This window comes from Leisingera sp. M527, from assembly GCF_025141525.1.
Taxonomy (GTDB): Bacteria; Pseudomonadota; Alphaproteobacteria; order Rhodobacterales; family Rhodobacteraceae; genus Leisingera.
On sequence record NZ_CP081037.1, the window covers coordinates 2994792 to 3017787 of the forward strand.

Genomic DNA, 22996 nt, shown 5'->3' on the forward strand with positions numbered 1-22996 from the left:
AGACGCGGGCGTCCGCCCGGATGCCTGCCCTATTCCTCTTTAGCGGTCGCGATGCCCGAGCCGCAGGTGCCCTGCTCAGCATCACTCCTCACGGATCACCCGCGCCTCGCGGGCAATCGACCACTCCACCAGCTGCCGCCACAAACGCTCAGCCAGATCGGGGTCCAGCCCTTCCCTGTCAGCCGCGGCGCGGGCATTCAGCACCACTTCCTCAACCCGGTCCGGGATCCGCGCCGGCCAGCCGTTTGCCTGCTTCAGCGCGACCGCCCGGTCGATGTATCCAGCCCGCACGGCCAGCAGCGCCACCAGTTCCCGGTCCAGATGGTCGATCTGAAGCCGAAGGCTGGCCATATCGCTGCAGGCATCTGGCGGGGTGCGTGTGCTCATGTCTTAAAACTCTCACGGCCCGGGATGGGTCCCGGGCCGTGAGTGCCGCATATCGCCGTTTAGAACAAGCCTTCGATCTGGCCGTCGTCATTCAGGCGGATGGTTTCCGAGGCCGGCTTGCGCGGCAGGCCCGGCATCGTCATGATCTCGCCGCAGACCGCCACGATGAAGCCGGCACCGGCCGACAGGCGGACCTCACGCACCGGCACCGAATGGCCGGTGGGCGCACCGCGCAACGACGGGTCGGTCGAGAAGGAATACTGGGTCTTCGCCATGCAGACCGGCAGATTGCCGTAGCCTGCGTCTTCCCATTCCTTCAGCTGGTTGCGGATCTTGTTGTCGGCCAGCACCTCGTCGGCGCGGTAGATGCGCTTGGCGATGGTGTCGATCTTGTCGAACAGCGACATCTCGTCCGGGTAGATCGGCGCAAAGTTGGCCTGGCCCGCATCGACGATCTCGACAACCTTTTCGGCCAGCGGCGCGGAGCCTTCCGAGCCCAGCTCCCAGTGGCGCGACAGAACCGCCTCAACACCGTGAGTCGCTGCGTAGGCTTTGACGGCGTCCACTTCGGCATCGGTGTCGGTCACAAAGTGGTTGATCGCGACGACAACCGGCACACCAAAGGATTTGATGTTCTCGATGTGGCGGCCGAGGTTGGCGCAGCCGTTGTTCACAGCCTCGACGTTCTCAGCACCCAGGTCAGCCTTGGCGACGCCGCCGTTCATCTTCATCGCGCGCACGGTGGCAACCAGCACAACCGCGGACGGTGCGATGCCTGCCTTGCGGCATTTGATGTTCATGAACTTCTCGGCGCCCAGATCCGCACCAAAGCCTGCCTCGGTCACCACATAGTCGGCGACTTTCAGCGCGGTCTTGGTGGCAATAACCGAGTTGCAGCCGTGGGCGATATTGGCAAACGGGCCGCCGTGCACAAACGCCGGGTTGTTTTCCAGGGTCTGCACCAGATTCGGCTGCATCGCGTCTTTCAGCAGCACGGTCATCGCGCCTTCGGCCTTGATGTCACGGCAGTAGACCGGGGTCTTGTCGCGGCGGTAGGCCACGATGATGTCGCCGAGGCGCTTTTCCAGGTCCTTCAGATCATTCGCGAGGCACAGGATCGCCATCACTTCGGAGGCCACGGTGATGTCAAAACCGGCTTCGCGCGGGAAACCGTTGGAGACGCCGCCCAGGGACGCGGTGATGGTGCGCAGGGCGCGGTCGTTCATGTCCACAACCCGGCGCCATGCGACGCGGCGGGTGTCGATGTCGCATTCATTGCCCCAGTAGATGTGGTTGTCGATCATCGCCGACAGCAGCGAGTGGGCCGAGGTGATGGCGTGGAAATCGCCGGTGAAGTGGAGGTTCATTTCCTCCATCGGCACCACTTGCGCGTAACCGCCGCCTGCCGCGCCGCCCTTCATGCCGAAGTTCGGACCCAAGGACGCCTCGCGGATACAGATCATCGCGTTCTTGCCGATCCGGTTCAGACCGTCGCCCAGACCCACGGTGGTGGTGGTCTTGCCTTCGCCCGCCGGTGTCGGGTTGATCGCGGTCACCAGGATCAGCTTGCCGTCTTCCTTGGACTGAACCGAGTTGATGAACGACTGGGACACCTTTGCCTTGTCGTGGCCGTAGGGCAGCAGATCGCCGCTGGAAATCCCGATCTTCGCACCAATCTCCTGGATCGGCTTCTTCTGCGCTTCACGCGCAATCTCGATGTCACTCTTGTAGCTCATGGCAAGGTTCCTGCTGAGTTTGCATACAATCGCCGGCACAGAGATGCCGGTTTCGCGATAGACTTAGCCAATATGCGGCAAAACACGCGCGTGATTTCCGACATTATCCTGCCTCGAAGCGGCGTGAGGTCTTTCGCAGGCCCTGCAGAGGTTCCTTAAAGGAAACGCTTTCCCTTTAAGGAGGGGATTCATGGTGCCCAGGCGCGTTGATCCGGCACAAAGAGGGCGAATTCGCCGCCCAGGTTCACACTTCCTGGCCGTTCAACCCAGGCCGTGATTCCCCGGCGGTTCTTTGCGGCAGGCTTGAACCGGGCGCCACATCCTCTGTGATCTTTTTCAATCTCCCGCCCTGGCAGCACACAAGGCCGGTTTTCCATATCGACAGTCAAGGTCACCCCGTCCGGTCCCTGCAACCGGGAACCAGGAGGTACAAAGGTAAAGTCCGGGATGCCGCGCAGGATGATAGTGGCGCCCAGATGGGCCGGGTCGACCCGCTCCATTCCCATGTCCGCGGCAATCACAGCCAGCTCTTCCTCGGACAGGATCGTCAGCTGGCGGACATTGCGGATTTCGGTGCCTTCAGGGTAGAGATTGCGGACCCGCACGCAGGAGGCGCGGTTCTCCCCTTCGTGGCGTTCACCGGCAATGCCGGAAAACCCAAGCTGCAACTGGCCGGCCGGTTCCGCCCGCAGACCATCGCCAGCCGGAACCATGCCCAGCCAGGTGATTTCCCCTTTGAATCCGCTGTCCCGCAATACCGGCATTGCCTGTTTCTCCTGCTGAAGTTTGATCAATCCCGGCGAAGGCTACACGCTTTGACAATGGTTGCCAGCGCGAAAATGCCTGATACCCCTTTGTTTCCGGATGAAGAAATCGCGCAGCCGTCCAAAGGATCGGATCGCAATGGCGATCCGATCCGGGCGGGGGCCGCGGCGGGCAGCAAAGCTGCCCGCCGCGGCCCCCGCCACCCGTCCCAAAAACAAATGTCCCGGAAACCGCAGCTGGTTTCCGGGACATTTCATTTTCAGGTTAGGATCCTTACGCCGTCGGCTCAGGCTCCATGCCGCCCTCCGGCGGGGATTTTTTCGGCTTGGCCTTGGGGATTGCGGTCACCGAGGCATTGCCCTCATCCTCGCCGCCATCTTCGTCATCGCCGGCTTGCGGCGGCTCGCCATTCATGACGCGCTTGATCTCTTCACCGGTCAGCGTCTCGTATTCCAGGAGACCCTGCGCCAGACGTTCCCACTCTTCATGATGGTCTGTCAGAATCTGGAACGCGCGGTCATAACCGGCCTGGATGAAGCTCTTCACCTCTTCCTCGATCATCTCCTTGGTATTTGCGGAGACCGAGAAGCCGGCAGTGTTGCCCGAATAGCCCTCATGCGCTTCGGCATAGTCGATATTGCCGACCTTGTCGGACATGCCCCAGCGCATCACCATGGCGCGGGCCAATTGGCTGGCCTGCTGGATGTCGCCGGCCGGGCCGTTCGACACATGGTCCTCGCCGTATTTGATCACTTCAGCCGCTTTACCTGCCATCGTCATGGCCAGCTTCTGCTGGCATTCGTCACGGTGCCAGTTCAGCCGGTCCATTTCAGGCAAGGACACCACCATCCCCAGCGCGCCGCCGCGCGGAATGATTGTCGCCTTATAAACCGGATCGCATTCCGGCAGTATATGGCCGACAACCGCATGGCCGGCTTCGTGATAGGCGGTCTTTTCCTTCTGATCCTGGGTCAACACCATCGAGCGGCGCTCGGCTCCCATCATCACCTTGTCCTTGGCCGATTCGAAATCTTCCATGGTGACAAAGCGGCGTCCGACGCGGGCCGCCATCAGCGCCGCCTCATTGACCAGGTTGGCCAGATCCGCACCCGAGAAACCGGGCGTACCACGGGCGATGATGCGCAGATCAACGTCGGGACCAAGCGGCGTCTTGCGGGCATGCACGCCCAGGATCTTTTCGCGACCTTTGATGTCGGGGTTGCCGACGGTCACGTTGCGGTCAAAGCGGCCCGGACGCAGAAGTGCGGGATCCAGAACGTCCTTGCGGTTGGTCGCCGCCAGGATGATCACGCCCTCGTTGGCCTCAAAACCATCCATCTCAACCAGCAGCTGGTTCAGCGTCTGCTCACGCTCATCATTGCCGCCGCCATAACCGGCGCCACGATGGCGGCCGACGGCGTCGATCTCGTCGATGAAAACAATGCAGGGCGCGTTTTTCTTCGCCTGCTCGAACATATCGCGCACACGGGAGGCACCGACGCCCACGAACATTTCGACAAAGTCGGAGCCAGAGATGGTGAAGAACGGCACGCCCGCCTCGCCCGCAATCGCGCGCGCCAGCAGCGTTTTACCAGTGCCCGGAGGGCCCACCAGCAACGCACCCTTGGGGATCTTGCCGCCCAGGCGCGAGAATTTCTGCGGGTTGCGCAGGAATTCGACGATCTCTTCCAGCTCTTCCTTGGCTTCATCAATGCCGGCCACATCGTCAAAGGTCACCCGGCCATGCTTTTCGGTCAGCATCTTGGCCTTGGACTTCCCGAATCCCATGGCGCCGCCCTTGCCGCCGCCCTGCATCCGGTTCATGAAATAGATCCAGACGCCAATCAGCAGAATGAACGGGAGCAGCGTGATCAGGAAGGACTGAAAACCCGACTGCTGCTGTTTTTCAGCGCGCACCGGAATGTTCTTGTCGATCAGAAGTGCGGTGACTTCGGCATCAGCCGGTTTGATGGTAACATAGTTCTGCCCATCGGTCGTGGTGTAGCGCACCTGCTCCCCGTCCAAAGTGACGGTGCTGACCTTGCCGGTCTCAACCGAGCTGACGAAGTCCGAGAAAGTGCGTTCACGGCTCTGCATCGTGCTGCCGGAACCGCTGAACAAATTGAACAGCGCCAGAATCAGCAGAAACAGAACAACCCAGAAGGCGATATTGCGAGCGTTGCCCAAGGAAAGTTCTCCCTATCAGATAGGCGCGCCACACGGGCCGCCTGCGTTGTGCTTAAAATAAGGATCATTCGAGCAGGTTCAATGCGATAAAAGGGATGCAAAGAACTCTTCTTCGGTTCCTGCCGTTTCCGCCGACCAGCCATTGGCAAATCCAGCCGCTGGTGCAGCCGCCAATTCCCCGCCCCGCCACACTGCCGGAGTGGCCTGCAGCACGGCGCCCGGCATCCCTGCAGCACGCCAGTCCGGGCATAGCTGCAGACCCTTTTGGCCTAGCGCGCGAATCTCGCAACCCTTTGCGTCGCCGCCATAAACCTTCCACCTGCCGTCCCAGGCCTGCCCCGGCAGAGAGACCTCGCCGCGCACGGAATTATATTCGCGGCAGATCCATATCTGTTTGCTGGTGGTGACCAGACGGCAGCCCGCCAATGTGGCCGATCCGCCGTTGCGGGCCGCCAGAACGGCTTTTTCCATCGGCACACGGCGCGGCGGGTAAGCAGTGCCGGAAATCCACTGAATGGAGCGCACCAGCAGCCGGTGGCTGATTTCACTGGGCAAAGTGCGGAATTTGCGCTGACACAGGGCAACGGCCCCCGCCTGCACATGCGCCAGGTCGCGGGCGGCCAGGAATACATACCAGTCCAGCGCTTCACGCGCCTTGGCCATGTTGCGGGCAATCTTGGCAAAAACCGCAGGGGTCAGGCCCAGCGGCGCCAGTTCCTGCAGCGCCCGGCGCACCCGGACCCGTTCGAATCTGGTATCCTCGTTGCTCGGGTCTTCGGACCATGCAATGCCGCGGCTTTCCAGATAGTCCCGCAATTCGCAACGGGTTACATCCAGCAGCGGCCGCAGCAGCGTCACGCCGTTGTGCGTGCGCCGCTCTGCCATGCCCGACAGCCCGGTCACACCAGAGGCACGCGCCATCCGCATCAGCACCGTTTCAGCCTGATCATCTGCGGTGTGGCCCAGAGCCAGCACCGGGATGCCGTGGCGCCGTGCCCAGCCGGTCAGCAGATCATAGCGCGCCTCGCGGGCCTGATTCTGCAGATTGCCGTTCTGCGGCCCGTCTTCCCAGCGCAGCACCTCATGGCTGATGCCAAGCCGGGCTGCTGCCGCCCCCGCGGCATCGGCCTCTGCCGCCGCTTCCGGACGCAGCCCGTGATCCACAGTGGCGGCAAACAACGCGACCTCGCCGCCGGCGAAACAGTCGTGCAGCAGATGCAGCAGCGCCATCGAATCACCGCCGCCCGAGACAGCGATTCCCAGCCGGTCAGGAAGGGCGGAGCGGAACTGGCTCCGCACCAGGGGCAGGATATTCTGCCGCGCGCCCGTCAAGAACAGCCCAGCTTGGCCATTTCCGCCGCGGCCCCGGCCTCTTCTGCCGCACCCGGAAAGCGCACGCCGACCTCGGCCAGCGTCACGCAGGCCTGATCGGTCTGGCCAAGGCGGCCCAGTGCAGAGCCCAGCTCAAACAGCGCCTTGGGGGCCACCGGCCCGGCGGAATTGCCGGAGAACGCCGCCAGATAGGCCCGCGCGGCCTCGCGGGTGTCACCGAGACCATCCAGCGCCTTGCCGCGGCTGAATTCGGCGGCCGGCGCCAGCGGGCTGCCCGGGTAGACCTGATTGAAGGCCGCGAATTTCTCCGCCGCATCCTGGTAAAGCCCCTCGGACAGCAGTTTTCCGGCAGCGTCAAAGTCTGCCTGCTCGCCGATTGCCAGCTCACCTGCTGCCGGGCCGCCCGCGCCCTCCGCCTCAATGGCGCCTGCACCGGCAACCGGCAGCTCGCCGCCGCCCAGCGTGGTTGTCTCGCCCAGGGCGCCGATATCGCCACCTTCCAGCTCGACCAGCCGGAATTCCAGATCTCCGATCCGGTTGGTGCCATCGCTGACAATCCGGTCGATCCGGTGGTTCATCTCCTCGGTCTGCAGGGTCAGCCGCTGCAGCTCGCTTTCAATCGCCCCGACCCGGTCCAGAACGGTATTGCCGGATAGATCCGCCGAGGGCGCGCCAGTGGTCGACAGCTCCCGTTTCAGCCGCTGGATCTCGACGTGCAAGACAGTCAGTTCCTGGCGGATATCGGCGAGGGTCTGCTGATTCTGCGCCGCCAGCGGCAGCGGCAGCAGCAGTGCAGAGGCCAGAAGCGCAATGCGCAAGGATTTCATGGCGTTACCCCGTCAATCCGCCTGCCAGCACCGTCACCGCGCGGCGGTTCTTGGAATAGCAGACCTCGTCCGAACAGATTTCCAGCGGGCGTTCCTTACCGAAGCTTACCACCTTGATGCGGCTGCCGGCGACCCCTTGGGACATCAGGTATTCACGGGCGGCATTGGCGCGTTTCGCACCCAGGCCAAGGTTGTATTCGCGGGTGCCCTGCTCGTCCGCGTGGCCTTCGATGGTGACCACATAATCGGCGTTCCGTGCCAGCCACTGCGACTGGCCTTGCAGCGTTGCCTGGGCCGCAGGCGACAGGGTGGACTGGTCGATTGCAAACAGCACCCGGTCGCCTACGGTCTGCTGGAAATAGGCCGGGCTGGCCGGATCCAGCGCGCCTGCACCGGCGCCTGCACCGCCTGCCCCGGCCCCGCCGCCGTTCAAATCGTCGTTCCATGGGTTGCTGCTGCAGGCTGTCAGCCCCAGCACGGCCACCGCCGCCATTGCCAATTTCAAACCGCTCATATCGTCTGCCTATCCCTTTGCGTTTCTTAACCCGAAACTAGCATAAGCCCGGGGGTGGTACTATGCGCGTATCCCCGCCTTAACGGCCCATTTACTGCTGCAGCGGAGACCAGGCCGGGTCCGAGGCACCGTCCGGCGTCCTTACCGGCTTCAGATTGCGCCCTGTAATGTCCACCGAATAAAGCAACGCCCGCCCAGTGCTGCCCTGGCTTTCACGGGTGAACATGATCACCCGGCCGTTGGGCGCCCATGTCGGCCCCTCGTCCAGGAACGAGGCGGTCAGCAAGCGCTCCTCGCTGCCGTCGGTGCGCATCACGCCGATATGGAACCGGCCCTTGTTCTGTTTGGTAAAGGCAATCATGTCGCCGCGCGGCGACCACACCGGGGTGCCATAGCGCCCCTGGCCAAAGCTGATCCGGCGCGCCTCGCCGCCGCTTGCGGGCATCACATAGAGCTGCTGACTGCCGGAGCGGTCGCTTTCAAAGACAACCTGCGACCCGTCCGGCGAAAACGACGGCGCGGTCTCGATCGAGGGCGCCGAGGTCAGCCGGGTCTTGCCCCCGGTCCCGATATCCATCGAGAACAGATCGGTGTTGCCGCCCTGGGTTTGCGAATAAACCACCGTGCGCCCGTCCGGCGCAAACCGCGGCGCAAAGCTCATGATGCCGTCGCCGCTGGACAGGATCTTGCGCTGCACCTGGCCCACATCCAGCACGTGGATCTGCGGAAAGCCGCTCTCATAGCTGGTGTACAGCACCCGGTCGCCAGTCGGCGAGAACCGCGGTGCCAGCACAAGAGACGCACTGTTGGTCAGATACTGCACATTGGCGCCGTCGTAATCCATGATCGCCAGCCGTTTGCGGCGGTCGTTCTTGGGGCCGCTTTCAGAGACATAGACCACCCGGCTGTCGAAATAGCCGCTCTCGCCGGTGATTTCGCTGTAGATGGCATCGGCCACCTTATGCGCCATCCGCCGCCAGCCGCCGGTAGTGCCGGAGAATTGCAGCGCGCTTTCCAGTTCCTTCTCCGCAAACACGTCATAGCCGCGGAACCGCACCGTCAGCCGGTTGCCGGTGACGCTGACAGCGCCAGTGATCAGCGCCTGCGCGTTCACCGCTTTCCAGTCGGCGTACTTCACCGGATTATCAAAACCGGTCACCTTGGAGATATGGGCGCTGGCGGGCACTTCGCGGAACAGTCCGGTACCGCTGAGATCTTCCGCCACCACCCGCGCGATCTGCGCCGCATGCTCCGCAGCCGAAGGGGTCTCGGGCACAAAATCCGGCACCGCATAGGGCAACGGCTCAATCACACCCTGATCGATCTCGATGCGGAGCGGGCCGGTCTGCGCCGCAGCGGCGCCCGCCCCGGCCAGTGCCGAAGCCCCGATCAGCAGAGCTGCCAGAATTTTCCTCATTTGATCCGCATCCTTTCCGGATTGAATGTCATCTCAATATCACGCCATTGCGCGTATTTTTCAGGGGGAAGCTGAAACCCCTTGGCTCCGCAGCGGATTATTGCCCGACGGGCGGCCCCAAAGGCCTGTTGTGCCGCCGATGACGACCCTCCAGTGCTTGACAGCATCCGGATGCTGCCGCTGTCCGGCTTGCCGTCCTGCGCCAGAGACACCGTCACCACCACCGTGGTGTTCAGCGCATCCGTCGACAGCGACCCCACATTCCAGCACTGCGAGACCGCAACGCGCAGGGCATCCTTTTCGCCCAGTGTCAGCGGCGGGCCGGATGGTTCCGGCGCTTCAACATCGGCGCCGCCTGCCAGGGCTTCCGCCAAAGCATCCTCCACTGCGGAGGGTGTATCCGCAGTCTCCGGCTCCGGCTGCGCCTGCTCGGTCGGCTGGGCCGCTTCCACGGCCTCTTCCGGTTGCGGCTGCGGCCGGGCCGGCCGTGTCCTGGGCCGCACCGAGACCTCCGGCGCAGCAGAGGCTGCAACGTCCTCGCCTTCGTTTTCTTCGGTCACGATCCGGTCGCTGGCGGCCTCGGGCGCGGTGGCTTCCTGCACCTCCTGTTCGGTCTCGGCGCCCTCTTCCGGTGCCACTTCCGGCTGGGCAGTATCGTCAACCCTGGTGTCCGGTTCTGGCGGCGCAACAGGCTCAGGCGCGACACGCTCCACCGGGCGCGGCGCAGTTTCAGGGCGCACCTGCGGCACCAGTGCAGCTATCTCCGGCTCCTCAGCCGCTGCAGGCGGCGTGTCCGGCACATCCGGCTCGGACTGCGGCTCGGGGATCTCTGTCACCTGCGGATCCGGCGCCGCCGGCGTGACCGGTTCGGGCTGGACAGTTTCAGGTTCCGGGTCCGGCTGCGGCGCGGGCTCCGGTGCGGGTTGCACTTCGGCCGGTTCATTCAACGGTGCAGGTTCGGGGGCAACTTGCGGCGCCTGGCGCTGCTGGCTGAGCTTTTCAAACTGCTCTGCCGATATCAGTGCCACCTGCTGCACCCGGGACGGCAACGGTTCGGAGGGGAACCAGGCGCCAAAGACAACCCATCCCATCAACAGCCCGTGTCCGGCAAGAGAGATCCTGGTTCCGGTCTGCACCGCCCGCGTCCCCGCTTATTGCCCTGCGCCCTCAGACGGCTGCCCGTCCAGGGCCGGGCCGCCGGTGTCCGTCACCAGCCCAACATTGGAAAACCCGCCTGCGTTCAGCGCACCCATCACCTGCATGACATCCGCATAGGCGATCCTGCCGTCCGCCCGCAGGAACACCCGGTCCGAGCTGCGCTCGGCCGCAATCGCCCGCAGCTTGGGCACCAGTTCATCGCGCGAAACCGGCGTGGTCTGGATCTCCACCCCGCCCTCGGCGGTCATCGTGACGGTCAGCGGTTCTTCCTCATCGCCGGGCAAGGCGCCCGCTGCGGTCTTGGGCAGCTCTACCGGCACGCCGACCGTCATCAGCGGTGCCGCCACCATAAAGATAATCAGCAGCACCAGCATCACATCCACAAAAGGCGTGACATTGATTTCCGACATCACCCTGCCGCGTCCGCGGCGGCGTCCGCGGCGGCGGTTGCTGCCTCCTGAAGGCTGCTGGACTGCGGCGCCCATAGCTCAGGAATCCAACTGGCGGCTGAGGATGGTGGCGAACTCATCGGCAAAGCCCTCGTAGCCGCCAATGATGCGATCGCTGTCAGCGCTAAGCTTATTATAGAAAACCACCGCCGGAATTGCCGCCAGCAGACCCAGCCCGGTCGCCATCAGCGCCTCGGCAATGCCGGGCGCCACCACGGCAAGGTTGGTGTTCTGCTGTTCTGCAATCTCGATAAAGGCGGTCATGATGCCCCAGACAGTACCGAACAGACCCACAAACGGCGCGGTGGAGCCGACGGTGGCCAGGATCGACAAGCCGCTTTGCAGCCCTTCGGTCTCCTTGGCGATGGCCACATCCATCGACCGGTCGATGCGTGCCTGCGCGCCAGGGATCAGCCCGCCGTCGCTGCGGTGGCTGCGCCGCCATTCAGTCATGCCCGCGGAAAAGATCCGGGCCGCCTGACCCGGCGGCCTTGCCCCGACCTGGTCGAACAGCTCATCCAGCGGATTGCCGGACCAGAAGGCCCGGTCAAAGGCATCCGCCTCGCCGCGCGCCTTGCGGTAGTTGATGGTCTTCTGAACGATGATGCCCCACGACCAGACCGAAGCCCCGATCAGCATCAGCATCACCAGTTTCACGGTTACGGTGGCCCGCGCGAAAAGGCCCCACATGGAGAAATCAATCTCCTGCGCCAGCGCCAGAGTTTCTGCTTCCATTCGCCTGCTCTACGATTTCCCGGCCGTTTCTCCGGCCTTATTTGGCCAAAGGCTAGCCCAGTTCAATGTCAAAGGCCATTAAAACAGGCGCCACTGCGCCAAATGTTACCGCAATGCGCGAATCTCTGCCGGAAGCCGCGCAGGCCGGCCGCCTGTGGTGATGCAGACGATGGTGACCTGGGCCCGGAACAGCGGCTGGCCGCCGCGCGTGACCTCTTGCATCAGCACCATCCGGGCCGGTGTCACATTGTGCAGCGCGGTAGTGACCAGCAGTTCCTCGTCGAATTTGGCGGGCGCCAGGTAATCCGCCTCAATCCGGCGCACAACATAGATCCGCCCGGCCTCGCGCATGGCGTTCTGATCGACACCAATGCCGCGCACCCAGTCGCTGCGCGCACGTTCAATAAAACGCAGGTAGTTGGCGTGATAGACGATCCCGCCCATGTCGGTGTCCTCGTAGTAGACCCGCACCGGGAATTCGTGGATCATGCTCTGCGCTCCTGTGGTTTGGCGGGCAATCTATGGCTGGGGCCGGGCCGCTGCAAGCGCCTCAGCCCTCCAGCGGGTATTCCGCCAGGACATCATAGCGCGCGCCTTCGGGGGCCAGCGTGGACTGGTAAAGTGCAAAACAGTCCGCATCGGCCTGCAGCCGGAACCCCGCCGCCGCTTGCAGGAAACCGGCGATCTTCTCCAGCTGCCCCGGCTGCAGATACCGCGGGAACCGGGCCAGCGTCACATGCGGGCGGAACCGTTCCCGCGCCAAAGCAATTCCCGCCGCCTGACAGGCACTGCGCACTTGGTTCCGCAGGCGGCTTAGCTCCGGTGTCTTTTGCACCGCCGCAGCCAGCACCCGCGGCTGCCTGCCGCCAAAGGTCTCCAGCCCCTGAATGCTGAGGGTCAGAACCGGCGCGCGGATGCCTGCGAGGTCCTGATGCAGGGCTTGCAGCATCTGTTCCGGCTGATCATCCAGAAAGGCCAGCGTCAGATGCATATTCTCTGCAGCAACCGGCCGCCCTGCGGGCAGCTCTTCCTGCACACGCTCCAGCGCAATCCGGGCTGCATCAGGCAGCGGCAAGCCCGCGAAAGACCGCATCAGGACTGCGGTTGCCCCGCCGCCGGCGCTTGCAACCGTGCAAACAAGCGCAGGGCGTGGGACTTGTCGTCCGCGGCCACCGGCATCATCCGGTCATAGGCTGCCGCTATGATCCCTGCAGTTTCGGGGCGCAGAATGGTGGCGCCGGTCTCCGGCAGCACCGCCAAGGGGGAGGTTTCAGCAAAGGCCGCATCACCCCACATCAGCGCCACCTGCACCGCCTGGGTGAGCGCCAGCGTTTCGGCGGGTATCTGCGCCATCGCCCCCTGCATCCGCAGGAACACAAACGCCGCCTTGATGCCGCCCTGATCGTCAAACCGGAACGCCCGGTACTGGCTGGCCTCCGCCGCCTTCAGCCGTGCCACCAACGGCGCAAGCCCGGGGATCAGCCGGTCCAGATCAGGCACTTCCAGCAGTTCGTCCCAGTCCAGGAAAAAGAAGAACATCAGATTCGAGCCCAGCTCAGGGTCGGTCTCGGCCATCTGATGTCCTGCCAGCGTCATCACCGCTTCCAGCGCTCCCTTAACGGTTTTCAGTGTCTCGTCCTGAACCCCGAAGACGATCGGCGCCACCGGCCGGCCCCAGCGGGCACAAGCGTATGAGCCGTCTTGGCGGGTGAACAGGGCTTCGATCTGTTCGGGCGTCAGGTCTGGCAGCTGGGCGGTCATATGCGTCTCCTTGATCCTGCCCTGTCTATGCCGTCTGTGCCGCGCGGCGGCAAGGGGGGCTCCCGCGCCTGTCCGGCCCCCTGGCTGCGCCAGGCAGCCGCAAACAGCCTTGGGCCGGGCACCGCTGGCGCGGCGCATCCCGCATCATCGCAAGCGGATGCGGCACAGCTTCTTTCTGGGTGGAAATACTCCCGCCGGAGGCAGCGCCGCGCGGCCGCGCGGCGCCCCGCCCGCGCATCGCAGCGGCGCATCTGTCCGGCCCGCCCGGCACCAGCAGAATAGGTCACCACTCCTGACACAATGTTTCGCGCGCGAAACATTTGGACAGCTAGGCTGACACAACTTATAGTGGTTTTCCCGCTGCCTACCCGAACAGATCGTTCCGGGAGCGCGGCGGCGCCATCCCCAGGTGGGTCCAGGCCTTTTGCGCCAGCATCCGCCCGCGCGGGGTGCGCTGGATCAGGCCCTGCTGCAAAAGGTAGGGCTCTATTACCTCCTCCAGCGCGTCGCGGCTCTCGGACAAGGCGGCCGAGATCGTCTCGATCCCCACCGGTCCGCCGCCGTAATTCTCGGCCAGCAGGGTCAGATACCGCCGGTCGGCGCCATCCAGCCCCAGCTGATCCACCCCCAGCCGGGTCAGCGCGCCATCGGCCAATTCGCGGGAGATCGTGCCATCGCCCTCCACAACCGCAAAGTCCACAACGCGGCGCAAGAGCCGGCCGGCGATCCTGGGGGTGCCGCGGGCGCGCCGCGCGATTTCGCGGGCGCCAGCATCATCCGCAGGCGCACCCAGCTTGCGGGCATTGCGGCGGACAATCTCGAACAGCTCGTCAATGGTATAGAACTGCAGCCGGGTCGGGATGCCGAAGCGGTCGCGCAGCGGTGTGGTCAGCAGGCCCATCCGGGTGGTGGCCCCGACCAGGGTAAAGGGCTGCAACTCGATCCGCACGGTGCGCGCCGCGGGGCCTTCGCCGATCACCAGATCCAGCTCGAAATCCTCCATCGCCGGATAAAGCACTTCCTCCACCGCCGGGTTCAGCCGGTGGATTTCGTCGATGAACAGCACGTCGCTGGCTTCAAGATTTGTAAGGATCGCTGCCAGGTCGCCGGCCTTAGCCAGAACCGGGCCGGAGGTCATGCGGAAATTCACCCCCAGTTCACGGGCAATAATCTGGGCCAGAGTGGTCTTGCCAAGACCGGGAGGGCCGTGGAACAGCGTGTGGTCCATCGCCTCGCCGCGGCGGCGGGCGGATTCAATAAAGACCTTCAGGTTGGCGCGGGCTTCAGCCTGGCCGATGAACTCGCCAAGCCCCTGCGGGCGCAAGGCACGGTCGTTGTCCGCAGCACTGTCTTCCGGCAGCGGCTCAGGGCGCAGGGCAGGGTCGGCGTCAATCATGGTACGGGTCTCTCTGATATGTCCCGCCCGGCTGAAGGCCGGGCAGCGCCCGACCCTCCCGTTTTGCCGAAGGCAAACCTTTGGTTTGACGGGAGGGCGCTTCGCACCCACCCAGGGCCGGGCGCTGCCCTTGGTGTTTCATCTTCACCCCTTCGGCGCCAGCAGCCGCAGAGCCGCGCGGATCAGCTCGGCCTCATCCGCATCCGGATAGGTAGCCGCAGCCTCGGCCACCGCAGCAGCGGCGTCCGAGGGACCATAGCCCAGATTCCCCAAAGCCGACAGCGCCCCGGCAGAGGCAGCAGCGGCACCCGTGGGTTTCTTTGGCGGCGCCTTGCGGGCCGGCTTGGCAGCAGGTGCCGGCCCGGCGTCCTCAACCACCTCCAGTCCGGGGCCGTCCATCGCACCCGCCACAGCGCCCCCCATGGCCATCACACCCGGCGCCTTGTCCTTGAGGTCCAGCACGATGCGCTGCGCGGTCTTGGGGCCGACGCCCTTGGCCGCCTTAACCGAGGCCCAATCGCCCAAAGCAATCGCCCGGCTCACGCCATCCGGCCCCAGTGCGCCGAGGATGGCCAGCGAGACCTTGGCCCCCACTCCCTGCACCGATGTCAGCAGCCGGTGCCATTCCTTCTCCACCAAAGAGGTGAAACCATAAAGCTGCATCAGGTCTTCGCGCACCACCATCTCGGTATAAAGCGCGACCGCCTCGCCCGTGCCCGGCAGCGCCGCCATGGTGCGGTCGGAGCAATAGACAATATAGCCGACGCCGCGCACGTCGATCAGCACATGGTCCTGCGCCCGGTAGTCGAGCCGTCCCGTCAGCTTGCCAATCATGCCAATTCTCCGGTCATGCGGGTTTCTCCCTCAGCTGCCGCTGCTGCGTGCCGCCGTAATAAGCATGGCAGATGGCAATCGCCAGTGCATCCGCTGCATCGGCACCTTTGGGCGCACAGCCGGGAAGCTGCAGTTTGACCATATGCATGACCTGCTCCTTTTCGGCGTGCCCCACGCCCACCACGGTCTTTTTGACCCGGTTGGGGGCATATTCACCCACCGGCAAGCCAGCCTTGGCGAGCGTCAGCAGCGCCACGCCGCGCGCCTGGCCCAGTTTCAGGGTGCCGGCACCGTCCTTGTTCACAAAGGTCTGTTCGATCGCGGCCTGATCCGGGGCATAGGCCTCAATGATCTCGGTGACCTGATTGTGCAGCGACAGCAGACGCTCACCCAGATCATCGCCATCCGAACAGCAATGGCCGTTGGCAACATGGCTCAGCCGCGGGCCATTTGATTCGATGACCCCCCATCCAAGGGTGCGCAGCCCCGGATCAATTCCCAGAATCCGCATGATGTGCCCGGTCCCCGTCTGCTCTTTGCAATTATTTTTCCAACGATTAGCACAAAACGCGAACATGTCCAATTGCTTTCCCTGCGCGCCGCCCGCCGCCAAGGAGGCAAATCCTGTCCTGAAACCGACCTTCCGCAATAGGCGGAACGACATTTCCCGGCAAAAGCAGTGCGCAGGCAAACCGCCCTTGTTACTAAGGCGCAAAGCTATGCGCACCGTGCATATGACGCATGCAATTTCGGATCTTGCCGGGTTGGATTTTCCTCACTAGATGCCCGCCATCGCAACATCGCGACGAAGCCAACATCAGATCAGAGGACACGGATATGGCCGCATTTGACACCACCCGCACCACCTATGGTTCCACCGGCCTGTTTGGCCGCTTCGGCGCACTGGTTGCAACCGCAACCGGCATGTTTGCTGCCTGGAATGACGCCCGTGCAACCCGCAACGCCCTGTCGGGCCTGTCCGACCGCGAGCTGGCCGACATCGGCATGTCGCGCGGCGACATCGAGACCGTTGCAACCGGCAAAACTGTTTTCTGAGACCCCCTTTTAACGCCCTGCCTCCTCCCTCGGGGCGACTAGGGAAACGCCGCGGACCTTTCAGGGCCGCGGCGTTTTTTGTTGCCGGATTGCGCGGCAGGGCCGGGCCGCAAAAAAAGGCCGCCGGCTCCCCCTGCCAGCGGCCTTTTGGTCCTTTGCTGGCATTGCTGTCAGCGCAGAACGGGTCCGATTTTCCGGGCCAGGAAGACTGATACCGGGTCTGCCTGCATCAGGAAGGCGCCCGCGCGTTCAATGCCGCTGCCGTCGGCCAGTGTCCGCACCCGCGCGTCATAGCTGCCAAAGCCAAGCGCGGCCATCAGGAAGCCTTTGAAGAGCAAAAACGCCGCCGCGAAGAAAATCAGCGAGCGCCCTGAAATCCGGGATTGCAGCCGCTGCGGCTCTACCACCAGCAGCCCGTCCGGCCGCAGTTTTGCGGAATAGCCCGCGGACAGAGCTTCATGTTTGCGGTTGATATGCTTCAAACGCGCCTGGAACTGATCACGATGTTCGCCCATTACGAGCCTCCGAACTGGCCCCCACCAGCGGATGGCCCATCTTTGGCTCGAATTGGGGCGAAAATGCGGCAAACCATTCAAATTCGCCGCAAAGTTAAGTCAATCAGCCCGCTTTACGGAGAAGTAACGTTGTCCATTCACCAATTTCATCCCGGCGCTCGGGATTGATGCCGTTCTGCGCATAAACGTTAACCACGTCTTCGGCCTGCTCATTCAGGATGCCCGAGAGAATCGCATAGCCGCCGGGGCGCAGATTCGCAGCGACATCCGGCGCCAATGCCACCAGAGGGCCCTTCAGAATATTGGCGAAGATGAGGTCGAACGGCGCCTGCGCCTGCAGATCCGGGTGATCAAAACCGGCGGCTTCCACACAGGCAACCTGGCCTTCCATGCCATTGGCCTTAAGATTTGCTTCGGCGACTTCAACTGCAACCTGGTCAATGTCGCTGGCCAGAATGGTGCCGTCCCAGACCCGGGCTGCCGCCATTGCCAGCACCGCGGTGCCGCAGCCGATGTCGGCCACTTTTTCGCCATGAAAGCCCTGATCCAGCAGATGATCCAGCGCCTTGAGGCAGCCCAGCGTGGTGCCGTGGTGGCCGGTGCCAAAGGCCATTGCCGCCTCGATCAGCAGCGGGATCCGGTCCGCAGGCAGCTTGTCCGCGTCATGCGAGCCATAGACAAAAAAGCGGCCCGCTTCGACCGGCGCCAGTTCGCGGCGCACATGGGCGACCCAGTCGGTTTCCGGCAGTTCCGAAACGACAAAGGGTTTGGCTTCGTGCATCGAGGCCAGCAGGGCAAGGCCGGCTGCATCCGGAGCATCGGTAAAGTAGCCGCCGACTTCCCACAGGCCGGAACCGTCCTCCATCTCAAAGACGCCCACGCCGCTGGGTTCCGGGGTCAGGCGTTCCATGGCTTCGCCCAGCGCTTCGGCCTGGGCTTTTCCGGTGAGCGTGGTGAGGGCAGTGAATGTGGGCATGGCGTCTCTCCTGAAACTGTTGCCCAGCGCCTAGGTCGCCGCGCCGCCCGCGTCAAGCACCCCGGCCTGGCCGCAGGCCAGGCAGCGCCCGCGCTCACTGTGTGCGCGGGCGCCCGCCCCGCGGCTGGCGCCACGGGGCTGCAGGACTATTCCGCCGGCGCCGGGCTTGCGTATTTGCTGAAGATGGTCTCATTGCCAGGTTCCGGATGGCGCGGGATCAGCAGCGACAGGGACAGCGACACCAGCGCCATGGCCGCCGCCAGGACAAAAACCATTCCGGGCGACAATACCCACAAAAGACCCAGCAGCACCGGCAGAAACACCGCTGCAATATGGTTAATGGTAAAGGCCACCGCTGCGGTCGGTGCAATATCCCCGGGATCGGCGATTTTCTGGAAATAGGTTTTCAGCGCCAGCGCCAAGGCAAACAGCACATGGTCGATCACGTAGAGCACCGCCGCAACAGCCACGCCCCAGCCGAACCAGTAGATCCCGCCATAGGCCGCAAAGACAATTGCCAATCCGGCATATTCAAAGATCAGCGTGCGCCGTTCGCCGAACATGGCCACTGCCTTGCCCAGCATTGGCGCCAAGACAATGTTGATCACCAGGTTGATCAGGTAAAGCCCGGTCAGCTCATGCACATCAAAGCCGAATTTTTCGACCATCATGAAGCCTGCAAAAACCACAAAGATCTGCCGCCGCGCGCCGGCCATGAACTGCAGCGCGTAGTACAGCCAATAGCGTTTGCGCAGGATCAGCTTCTTGGTCTGCGGGTGCGGCGCATCGAACTGCGGATAGGCAAACAGTGCAAACACAGCGATCAGCGCCGTTGCCCCGCCTGCGGCCAGAAACACGGTGTTATAGGTCAGATCAAACCGGTCCCAGGTCAGCACGATGAGGCCATAGACCACCAGCGTCGCCGCTGATCCCGCAGCCACCAGCCAGCCCAGCGTCTGCGGCGCTTTCTCCTTGGACAGCCACTGCAGCTGCAGCGACTGGTTCACCGTCTCGTAATAATGAAAGCCGATAGAGCTGAGCAGCGTCACCATCAGCAGCCCGCCCAGCGACGGGAACCAAGCGGTGACAGCCGTGGCCACTCCCAGCAAGGCAAGCGAAATCAGCCCCAGCACCTGCTCGCGCACAAACAGGATCACCGCAATCACGCCGACGGCCAGGAAACCCGGGATCTCCCGCACCGTGTGCAACAGGCCAATATCGGCGCCGTCGAAATGCGCTGCCTCGATTACGAAATTGTTGAGCAATGCGCTCCAGGCATTAAAGGCGATCGGCATCGCCAGCGCCATCACAAACAGCAGCACCGTTGGACGGCGCCAGAAGGGGAGGCTTTGCGCCTCAAGCAGGGGCATGGGCTTGAACATATCCAGCATCTACGCCCCCCAAGAGGATTTGGCGAGAGGGCAGCGGCCAATGCACATCTGATCTGCATCAATGCAGAGGTGGCCGCATAAACATATTACCATTCGTGAATGGGAGATGTGTGATGGATCTGGTTCCTCTGGTTGAACATATCGGCGAGGCCCCTGCCGCCGCGTTGTTCGGGCTTCTGACCGGCGCTGTCTTCGGGGTGGCGGCGCAAAGATCGCGCTTCTGCCTGCGGGCAGCTACGGTGGAATTCGCCAGCGGCCGCCTGGGGGACAAGGTTGCGGTTTGGCTGCTGACCTTCTCCACGGCTGTTGTCTGGGTGCAGGCGGCGCAGATGCTTGACCTGATGGACAGCGCCGATGCCCGGATGATGGCGGTGCCCGGCAGCTGGTCCGGCGCCATCCTGGGCGGGCTGATGTTCGGCGGCGGAATGGTGCTGGCGCGCGGCTGCTCGGGGCGGCTCCTGGTGCTGGCAGCCACCGGCAACCTGCGCTCGGTTGTGTCCGGGCTGATCTTTGCCGTCGTCGCGCAGATCAGCCTGTCCGGCCTGCTGTCACCTGCCCGGGACTGGCTTGCCGGGCTCTGGATTACCGAAGGCGGGCGCAATCTGGATCTCCTGGCCGCGCTGGGGCTGCCTAAGGCGGGCGGGCTTGTACTGGGCCTAGCCACCGCCGCCCTGGCGCTGGTGCTCGCGCAGCGCAACCGGATCGGCGCGGCAAGACTGGTCTTTGCCTCCGGCGTTGGGTTTGCTGTCGCGCTGGGGTGGGCGCTGACTTATGCGCTCAGTCAGGTCAGCTTTGATCCGGTGCAAATCGAGAGCGCCACCTTCACCGGACCATCGGCGCACACATTGATGTTCTTCCTCGACCGGAATGCGGTTCTCGAGTTTGACATAGGCCTGGTTCCCGGCGTGTTCATCGGCGCAATGCTGGCCGCTGCGCTGGCCGGAGAAATGAAGCTGCAGGCTTTTGACAGCCCCTCCACCATGCGCAAGGCAATGATTGGCGCGGCTTTGATGGGCTTTGGCGGCATGCTGGCCGGCGGCTGCGCGATCGGAGCAGGCGTCACCGGCGGTTCGATTTTCACTGGCACCGCCTGGGCCGCGCTGTTCTGCATGTGGGCCGGGGCGGTCGCTACAAGCATGCTGACCAGAGATCACGCCGAAAGCCTGCGGGTTTGATCAAACAATAGATGCGAGGCTCTGCCTCGCGCTCCGGGATATTTTCAGCCAGATGAAGAAGGGATCCGTTATTCATCTGGCCCCAAGTATCCCGGGGGAGGCCGCAGGCCGGGGGCAGAGCCCCCTTCTTTCCGGCATCAAAAGAAACTCTGAGGATCAATATCAATGCTCAGGCGCAAGTCCCCTTTGAGACGCAAGGGCGCGGTCCAGCGGGTGATCGCCGCTTGCAACGGCACGCCCTTTGCCGCCTTGATCAGCAGCCGTACCCGGTGGCGGCCGCGGACGCGGGCGATGGGCGCTGGGGCCGGGCCGAATACCTGGGCACCGATCTGGCGCAACGGGCCGTCGTTGCGGGCCATCGCATTGCCCAGATCAAAGACTGCTGCCAGGTCCGGCCCCGACAGAATGATGCCCGCCATCCGCCCATAAGGCGGCACGCCGGCGGCCTGGCGCTCAGCAGCCTCGGCCTTCCAGAAGCTCTCCTCGTCCCCCGACAGGATTGCCCGGATCACCGGATGTTCAGGCTGAAAGGTCTGCATCAATGCTTCGCCGGGCCGCTCTGCCCGCCCGGCCCGGCCCGCCACCTGGCGCATCAGCTGAAAGGTGCGTTCAGCTGCACGCAAGTCAGAGCCTTGCAGGCCCAGATCGGCGTCGATCACCCCCACCAGTGTCAGCATTGGGAAGTTGTGTCCCTTAGCCACCAGCTGGGTGCCGAGGATGATGTCCGCCTCCCCTTTCGCAATTTCCTCGATCCGGCTCTTCAGGGCACGGGCGGAGCCGAAGAGGTCGGAGCTGAGAACCGCAATCCGGGCCTCGGGGAACAGGGCAGTGGCTTCCTCCGCCAGCCGTTCAATGCCAGGGCCGACAGGCGCCATTTTGCCCTCCACCTCGCAGGACGGGCAGGCCTCCGGCACCGGCTTGGTCTCGCCGCACTGGTGGCACATCAGCCGCTTCATAAAACGGTGCTCCACCATCCGCGCGTCGCAATGATCGCAGGCCACCGGTGCACCGCAGGCGCGGCAGATGGTAACCGGCGCAAAGCCGCGGCGGTTCAGGAACAAGAGCGACTGTTCGCCCCGTTCCATCCGCAGCTTCATCGCCTGTTTCAGAGTGGGCGAGATCCAGGTGGAGGGCAGCAGATTCTCGGACCGCATATCGACGCTGCGCATCTCCGGCAGCACCGCGGCACCAAAGCGAGCCGTCAGATCCAAGCGTTTGTATTTCCCGGCTTCGGCGTTGACCCAGCTTTCCAGGCTCGGCGTGGCGGAGGCCAGCACCACCTGCGCCGAGCACATCGCCGCCCGCAGTACCGCCATATCGCGGGCGTTATAAAGCACCCCGTCTTCCTGCTTGTAGGAGGTATCGTGCTCCTCATCGACGATGATCAGGCCCAGATCACGGAACGGCAGAAACAGGGCCGAACGCGCACCGATCACCAGCTGCGCCGCCCCCTGCCCGACCATTTTCCACACCCGGCGGCGTTCGGTCATGGTGGCGCCGGAATGCCATTCGGCAGGATTGGCGCCGAACCGCGCCTCCACCCGGGTCAGGAATTCCGCGGTCAGCGCGATCTCCGGCAGCAGCACCAGCGCCTGCCGCCCGGCGCGCAAGGCTGCCGCCACGGCCTCAAGATAGACTTCCGTCTTGCCCGACCCGGTAACACCTTTCAGCAATGTGGTGCCATAGCGGCCGCTGTGGACCCCTTCGGCCAGTGCGGCGGCAGCGGCGGCCTGATCTTCTGTCAGCTGCTTGCTGGGCAGATCCGGGTTCAGGTTCGGATAAGGCAGATCACGCGGCGCCTCCTCCTCGCGCAGGGCGCCCTGCTTTACCAGCCCTTTCACCACCGAGGGCGTCACATCGGCCATATCCGCCAGCTCGCGCGGGGTGAAGGCGAGGCCGCCATACTCCTCCAGCACTTCCAGCACCCTTGTCCGGGCCTCGGTCATCCGGTCGGGCACGCCCTCGCCCCGGCGCAGGATCTTGCGCATTGAGGGCGGATCGGAAAGCCCCGGCGCCCGGGTCGCCAGCCGCAGCATGGCGGGCATGGGCGTCAGCGTGTAATCCGCTGCCTTGCCCAGAAACTGGCGCATCTCGGTCCGCATCGGGGCCACGTCCAGAACCCGGATCACCGCACGCAGCTTGGCCGAATCGAAATCGCCCGCACCCGGCCCCCAGACCACGCCCAGAACCTTGCGCGGCCCCAGCGGCACCTCGACATAGGCGCCTAAGTAACAGCCGCCCTCCGGTGCGCGGTAATCCAGAAGCCGGTCAAGGGGTTGCGTCGTCAGCACCCCGACCCGTTCGCCTGCCTGAAAGAACTCCTGCCCGCTCATGCTGCTGCCCATGTTGCCGCCCGTAATCCCATGAGGTAAAGGCAGAAGCGAC

General features: G+C 64.0%; 23 protein-coding genes. 2 read left to right on the top strand and 21 right to left on the bottom strand.

From position 1 onward, the window contains the following. Nucleotides 1-81 precede the first annotated feature (81 nt). The 17 genes from K3555_RS14965 to ruvC form a co-directional block, all read right to left on the bottom strand. Nucleotides 82-387 carry a chorismate mutase gene (locus tag K3555_RS14965; protein ID WP_260006010.1) on the bottom strand — a complete coding sequence of 102 codons (306 nt, stop codon included), beginning with the start codon at nt 385-387 and terminating at the stop codon, nt 82-84. A 59-nt stretch (nt 388-446) separates the two neighbouring features. Further along, nucleotides 447-2123, bottom strand: coding sequence for a formate--tetrahydrofolate ligase (locus K3555_RS14970; protein WP_259986691.1), 1677 nt, complete (start codon nt 2121-2123; stop codon nt 447-449). 188 nt (nt 2124-2311) lie between these two features. After that, nucleotides 2312-2887 carry an MOSC domain-containing protein gene (locus tag K3555_RS14975; RefSeq protein ID WP_260006011.1) on the bottom strand — a complete coding sequence of 192 codons (576 nt, stop codon included), beginning with the start codon at nt 2885-2887 and terminating at the stop codon, nt 2312-2314. 274 nt (nt 2888-3161) lie between these two features. Next, a complete protein-coding gene (gene ftsH / locus K3555_RS14980; RefSeq protein ID WP_259986693.1) occupies nt 3162-5075 on the bottom strand; it encodes an ATP-dependent zinc metalloprotease FtsH in 1914 nt (637 codons plus the stop codon). Nucleotides 5076-5153: 78 nt separating this feature from the next. Next, nucleotides 5154-6407 carry a tRNA lysidine(34) synthetase TilS gene (gene tilS, locus K3555_RS14985; RefSeq protein ID WP_260006014.1) on the bottom strand — a complete coding sequence of 418 codons (1254 nt, stop codon included), beginning with the start codon at nt 6405-6407 and terminating at the stop codon, nt 5154-5156. Beyond that, nucleotides 6404-7234, bottom strand: coding sequence for a tol-pal system protein YbgF (gene ybgF / locus K3555_RS14990; RefSeq protein WP_260006018.1), 831 nt, complete (start codon nt 7232-7234; stop codon nt 6404-6406). Before ybgF ends, tilS begins: the two co-directional genes overlap by 4 nt. Nucleotides 7235-7238: 4 nt before the next feature. Continuing rightward, entirely contained in the window at nt 7239-7748 is a 510-nt protein-coding gene (gene pal / locus K3555_RS14995; RefSeq protein WP_027259881.1) for a peptidoglycan-associated lipoprotein Pal, read from the bottom strand. Nucleotides 7749-7839: 91 nt separating this feature from the next. Continuing rightward, a complete protein-coding gene (gene tolB, locus K3555_RS15000) occupies nt 7840-9165 on the bottom strand; it encodes a Tol-Pal system beta propeller repeat protein TolB (protein WP_259986696.1) in 1326 nt (441 codons plus the stop codon). Then, a complete protein-coding gene (locus tag K3555_RS15005; protein ID WP_260006020.1) occupies nt 9162-10301 on the bottom strand; it encodes an energy transducer TonB in 1140 nt (379 codons plus the stop codon). The genes tolB and K3555_RS15005 overlap by 4 nt, the downstream gene beginning before the upstream one ends. 15 nt (nt 10302-10316) lie before the next feature. Further along, nucleotides 10317-10808 (bottom strand): protein TolR, encoded by a 492-nt coding sequence (gene tolR / locus K3555_RS15010; protein ID WP_129371750.1) that lies wholly within the window; start codon nt 10806-10808, stop codon nt 10317-10319. Nucleotides 10809-10811: 3 nt separating this feature from the next. Beyond that, on the bottom strand, nt 10812-11507 hold the full coding sequence (tolQ, locus tag K3555_RS15015) for a protein TolQ (RefSeq protein WP_259986698.1): 696 nt from the start codon (nt 11505-11507) through the stop codon (nt 10812-10814). 105 nt (nt 11508-11612) lie between these two features. Then, complete coding sequence (gene ybgC / locus K3555_RS15020) at nt 11613-11996, bottom strand: tol-pal system-associated acyl-CoA thioesterase (RefSeq protein ID WP_259986699.1); 384 nt, start codon at nt 11994-11996, stop codon at nt 11613-11615. Between the two features lie 61 nt (nt 11997-12057). Next, nucleotides 12058-12600: an RNA 2',3'-cyclic phosphodiesterase gene (gene thpR, locus K3555_RS15025; RefSeq protein ID WP_260006025.1), complete on the bottom strand. Its 543-nt coding sequence runs from the start codon at nt 12598-12600 to the stop codon at nt 12058-12060. Further along, on the bottom strand, nt 12600-13268 hold the full coding sequence (locus K3555_RS15030; protein WP_260006027.1) for a hypothetical protein: 669 nt from the start codon (nt 13266-13268) through the stop codon (nt 12600-12602). The genes thpR and K3555_RS15030 overlap by 1 nt, the downstream gene beginning before the upstream one ends. A 364-nt stretch (nt 13269-13632) precedes the next feature. Further along, a complete protein-coding gene (gene ruvB, locus K3555_RS15035; RefSeq protein WP_259997607.1) occupies nt 13633-14664 on the bottom strand; it encodes a Holliday junction branch migration DNA helicase RuvB in 1032 nt (343 codons plus the stop codon). Nucleotides 14665-14808: 144 nt separating this feature from the next. After that, nucleotides 14809-15498: a Holliday junction branch migration protein RuvA gene (gene ruvA, locus K3555_RS15040; RefSeq protein WP_260006029.1), complete on the bottom strand. Its 690-nt coding sequence runs from the start codon at nt 15496-15498 to the stop codon at nt 14809-14811. A 13-nt stretch (nt 15499-15511) separates the two neighbouring features. Continuing rightward, complete coding sequence (gene ruvC / locus K3555_RS15045; RefSeq protein WP_260006031.1) at nt 15512-16009, bottom strand: crossover junction endodeoxyribonuclease RuvC; 498 nt, start codon at nt 16007-16009, stop codon at nt 15512-15514. Between the two features lie 326 nt (nt 16010-16335). Between ruvC and K3555_RS15050 the strand changes: the two genes are divergently transcribed. After that, nucleotides 16336-16554 carry a DUF1127 domain-containing protein gene (locus K3555_RS15050; RefSeq protein WP_260006032.1) on the top strand — a complete coding sequence of 73 codons (219 nt, stop codon included), beginning with the start codon at nt 16336-16338 and terminating at the stop codon, nt 16552-16554. Nucleotides 16555-16724: 170 nt separating this feature from the next. On the opposite strand, the gene K3555_RS15055 is transcribed toward K3555_RS15050, so the two are convergent. The 3 genes from K3555_RS15055 to K3555_RS15065 all read right to left on the bottom strand — a co-directional run bounded on the left by K3555_RS15055 (nt 16725) and on the right by K3555_RS15065 (nt 19427). Beyond that, nucleotides 16725-17069 carry a hypothetical protein gene (locus K3555_RS15055; protein WP_260006034.1) on the bottom strand — a complete coding sequence of 115 codons (345 nt, stop codon included), beginning with the start codon at nt 17067-17069 and terminating at the stop codon, nt 16725-16727. A gap of 103 nt (nt 17070-17172) precedes the next feature. Beyond that, nucleotides 17173-18045 (bottom strand): 50S ribosomal protein L11 methyltransferase, encoded by an 873-nt coding sequence (locus K3555_RS15060; protein ID WP_259986707.1) that lies wholly within the window; start codon nt 18043-18045, stop codon nt 17173-17175. Between the two features lie 146 nt (nt 18046-18191). Next, nucleotides 18192-19427, bottom strand: coding sequence for an MFS transporter (locus K3555_RS15065; RefSeq protein WP_260008547.1), 1236 nt, complete (start codon nt 19425-19427; stop codon nt 18192-18194). 122 nt (nt 19428-19549) lie between these two features. Between K3555_RS15065 and K3555_RS15070 the strand changes: the two genes are divergently transcribed. Further along, nucleotides 19550-20611 (top strand): YeeE/YedE family protein, encoded by a 1062-nt coding sequence (locus K3555_RS15070; RefSeq protein WP_260006036.1) that lies wholly within the window; start codon nt 19550-19552, stop codon nt 20609-20611. Between the two features lie 137 nt (nt 20612-20748). Here the strand turns inward: K3555_RS15070 and K3555_RS15075 are convergent, their stop codons facing one another. After that, the gene (locus K3555_RS15075; RefSeq protein ID WP_260008548.1) at nt 20749-22944 is read right to left on the bottom strand and encodes a primosomal protein N'; all 2196 of its coding nucleotides are present in this window, start codon (nt 22942-22944) and stop codon (nt 20749-20751) included. Nucleotides 22945-22996: the final 52 nt, after the last annotated feature.

What these genes read in the sequence shown, in the direction of transcription:
- K3555_RS14965 (WP_260006010.1), bottom strand. Translation starts at nt 387, where the DNA reads ATGAGCACACGCACCCCGCCAGATGCCTGCAGCGATATGGCCAGCCTT.
- K3555_RS14970 (WP_259986691.1), bottom strand. Translation starts at nt 2,123, where the DNA reads ATGAGCTACAAGAGTGACATCGAGATTGCGCGTGAAGCGCAGAAGAAG.
- K3555_RS14975 (WP_260006011.1), bottom strand. Translation starts at nt 2,887, where the DNA reads ATGCCGGTATTGCGGGACAGCGGATTCAAAGGGGAAATCACCTGGCTG.
- ybgF (WP_260006018.1), bottom strand. Translation starts at nt 7,234, where the DNA reads ATGAAATCCTTGCGCATTGCGCTTCTGGCCTCTGCACTGCTGCTGCCG.
- pal (WP_027259881.1), bottom strand. Translation starts at nt 7,748, where the DNA reads ATGAGCGGTTTGAAATTGGCAATGGCGGCGGTGGCCGTGCTGGGGCTG.
- tolB (WP_259986696.1), bottom strand. Translation starts at nt 9,165, where the DNA reads ATGAGGAAAATTCTGGCAGCTCTGCTGATCGGGGCTTCGGCACTGGCC.
- tolR (WP_129371750.1), bottom strand. Translation starts at nt 10,808, where the DNA reads ATGGGCGCCGCAGTCCAGCAGCCTTCAGGAGGCAGCAACCGCCGCCGC.
- tolQ (WP_259986698.1), bottom strand. Translation starts at nt 11,507, where the DNA reads ATGGAAGCAGAAACTCTGGCGCTGGCGCAGGAGATTGATTTCTCCATG.
- ybgC (WP_259986699.1), bottom strand. Translation starts at nt 11,996, where the DNA reads ATGATCCACGAATTCCCGGTGCGGGTCTACTACGAGGACACCGACATG.
- thpR (WP_260006025.1), bottom strand. Translation starts at nt 12,600, where the DNA reads ATGCGGTCTTTCGCGGGCTTGCCGCTGCCTGATGCAGCCCGGATTGCG.
- K3555_RS15030 (WP_260006027.1), bottom strand. Translation starts at nt 13,268, where the DNA reads ATGACCGCCCAGCTGCCAGACCTGACGCCCGAACAGATCGAAGCCCTG.
- ruvB (WP_259997607.1), bottom strand. Translation starts at nt 14,664, where the DNA reads ATGATTGACGCCGACCCTGCCCTGCGCCCTGAGCCGCTGCCGGAAGAC.
- ruvA (WP_260006029.1), bottom strand. Translation starts at nt 15,498, where the DNA reads ATGATTGGCAAGCTGACGGGACGGCTCGACTACCGGGCGCAGGACCAT.
- ruvC (WP_260006031.1), bottom strand. Translation starts at nt 16,009, where the DNA reads ATGCGGATTCTGGGAATTGATCCGGGGCTGCGCACCCTTGGATGGGGG.
- K3555_RS15050 (WP_260006032.1), top strand. Translation starts at nt 16,336, where the DNA reads ATGGCCGCATTTGACACCACCCGCACCACCTATGGTTCCACCGGCCTG.
- K3555_RS15055 (WP_260006034.1), bottom strand. Translation starts at nt 17,069, where the DNA reads ATGGGCGAACATCGTGATCAGTTCCAGGCGCGTTTGAAGCATATCAAC.
- K3555_RS15060 (WP_259986707.1), bottom strand. Translation starts at nt 18,045, where the DNA reads ATGCCCACATTCACTGCCCTCACCACGCTCACCGGAAAAGCCCAGGCC.
- K3555_RS15065 (WP_260008547.1), bottom strand. Translation starts at nt 19,427, where the DNA reads ATGTTCAAGCCCATGCCCCTGCTTGAGGCGCAAAGCCTCCCCTTCTGG.
- K3555_RS15070 (WP_260006036.1), top strand. Translation starts at nt 19,550, where the DNA reads ATGGATCTGGTTCCTCTGGTTGAACATATCGGCGAGGCCCCTGCCGCC.
- K3555_RS15075 (WP_260008548.1), bottom strand. Translation starts at nt 22,944, where the DNA reads ATGAGCGGGCAGGAGTTCTTTCAGGCAGGCGAACGGGTCGGGGTGCTG.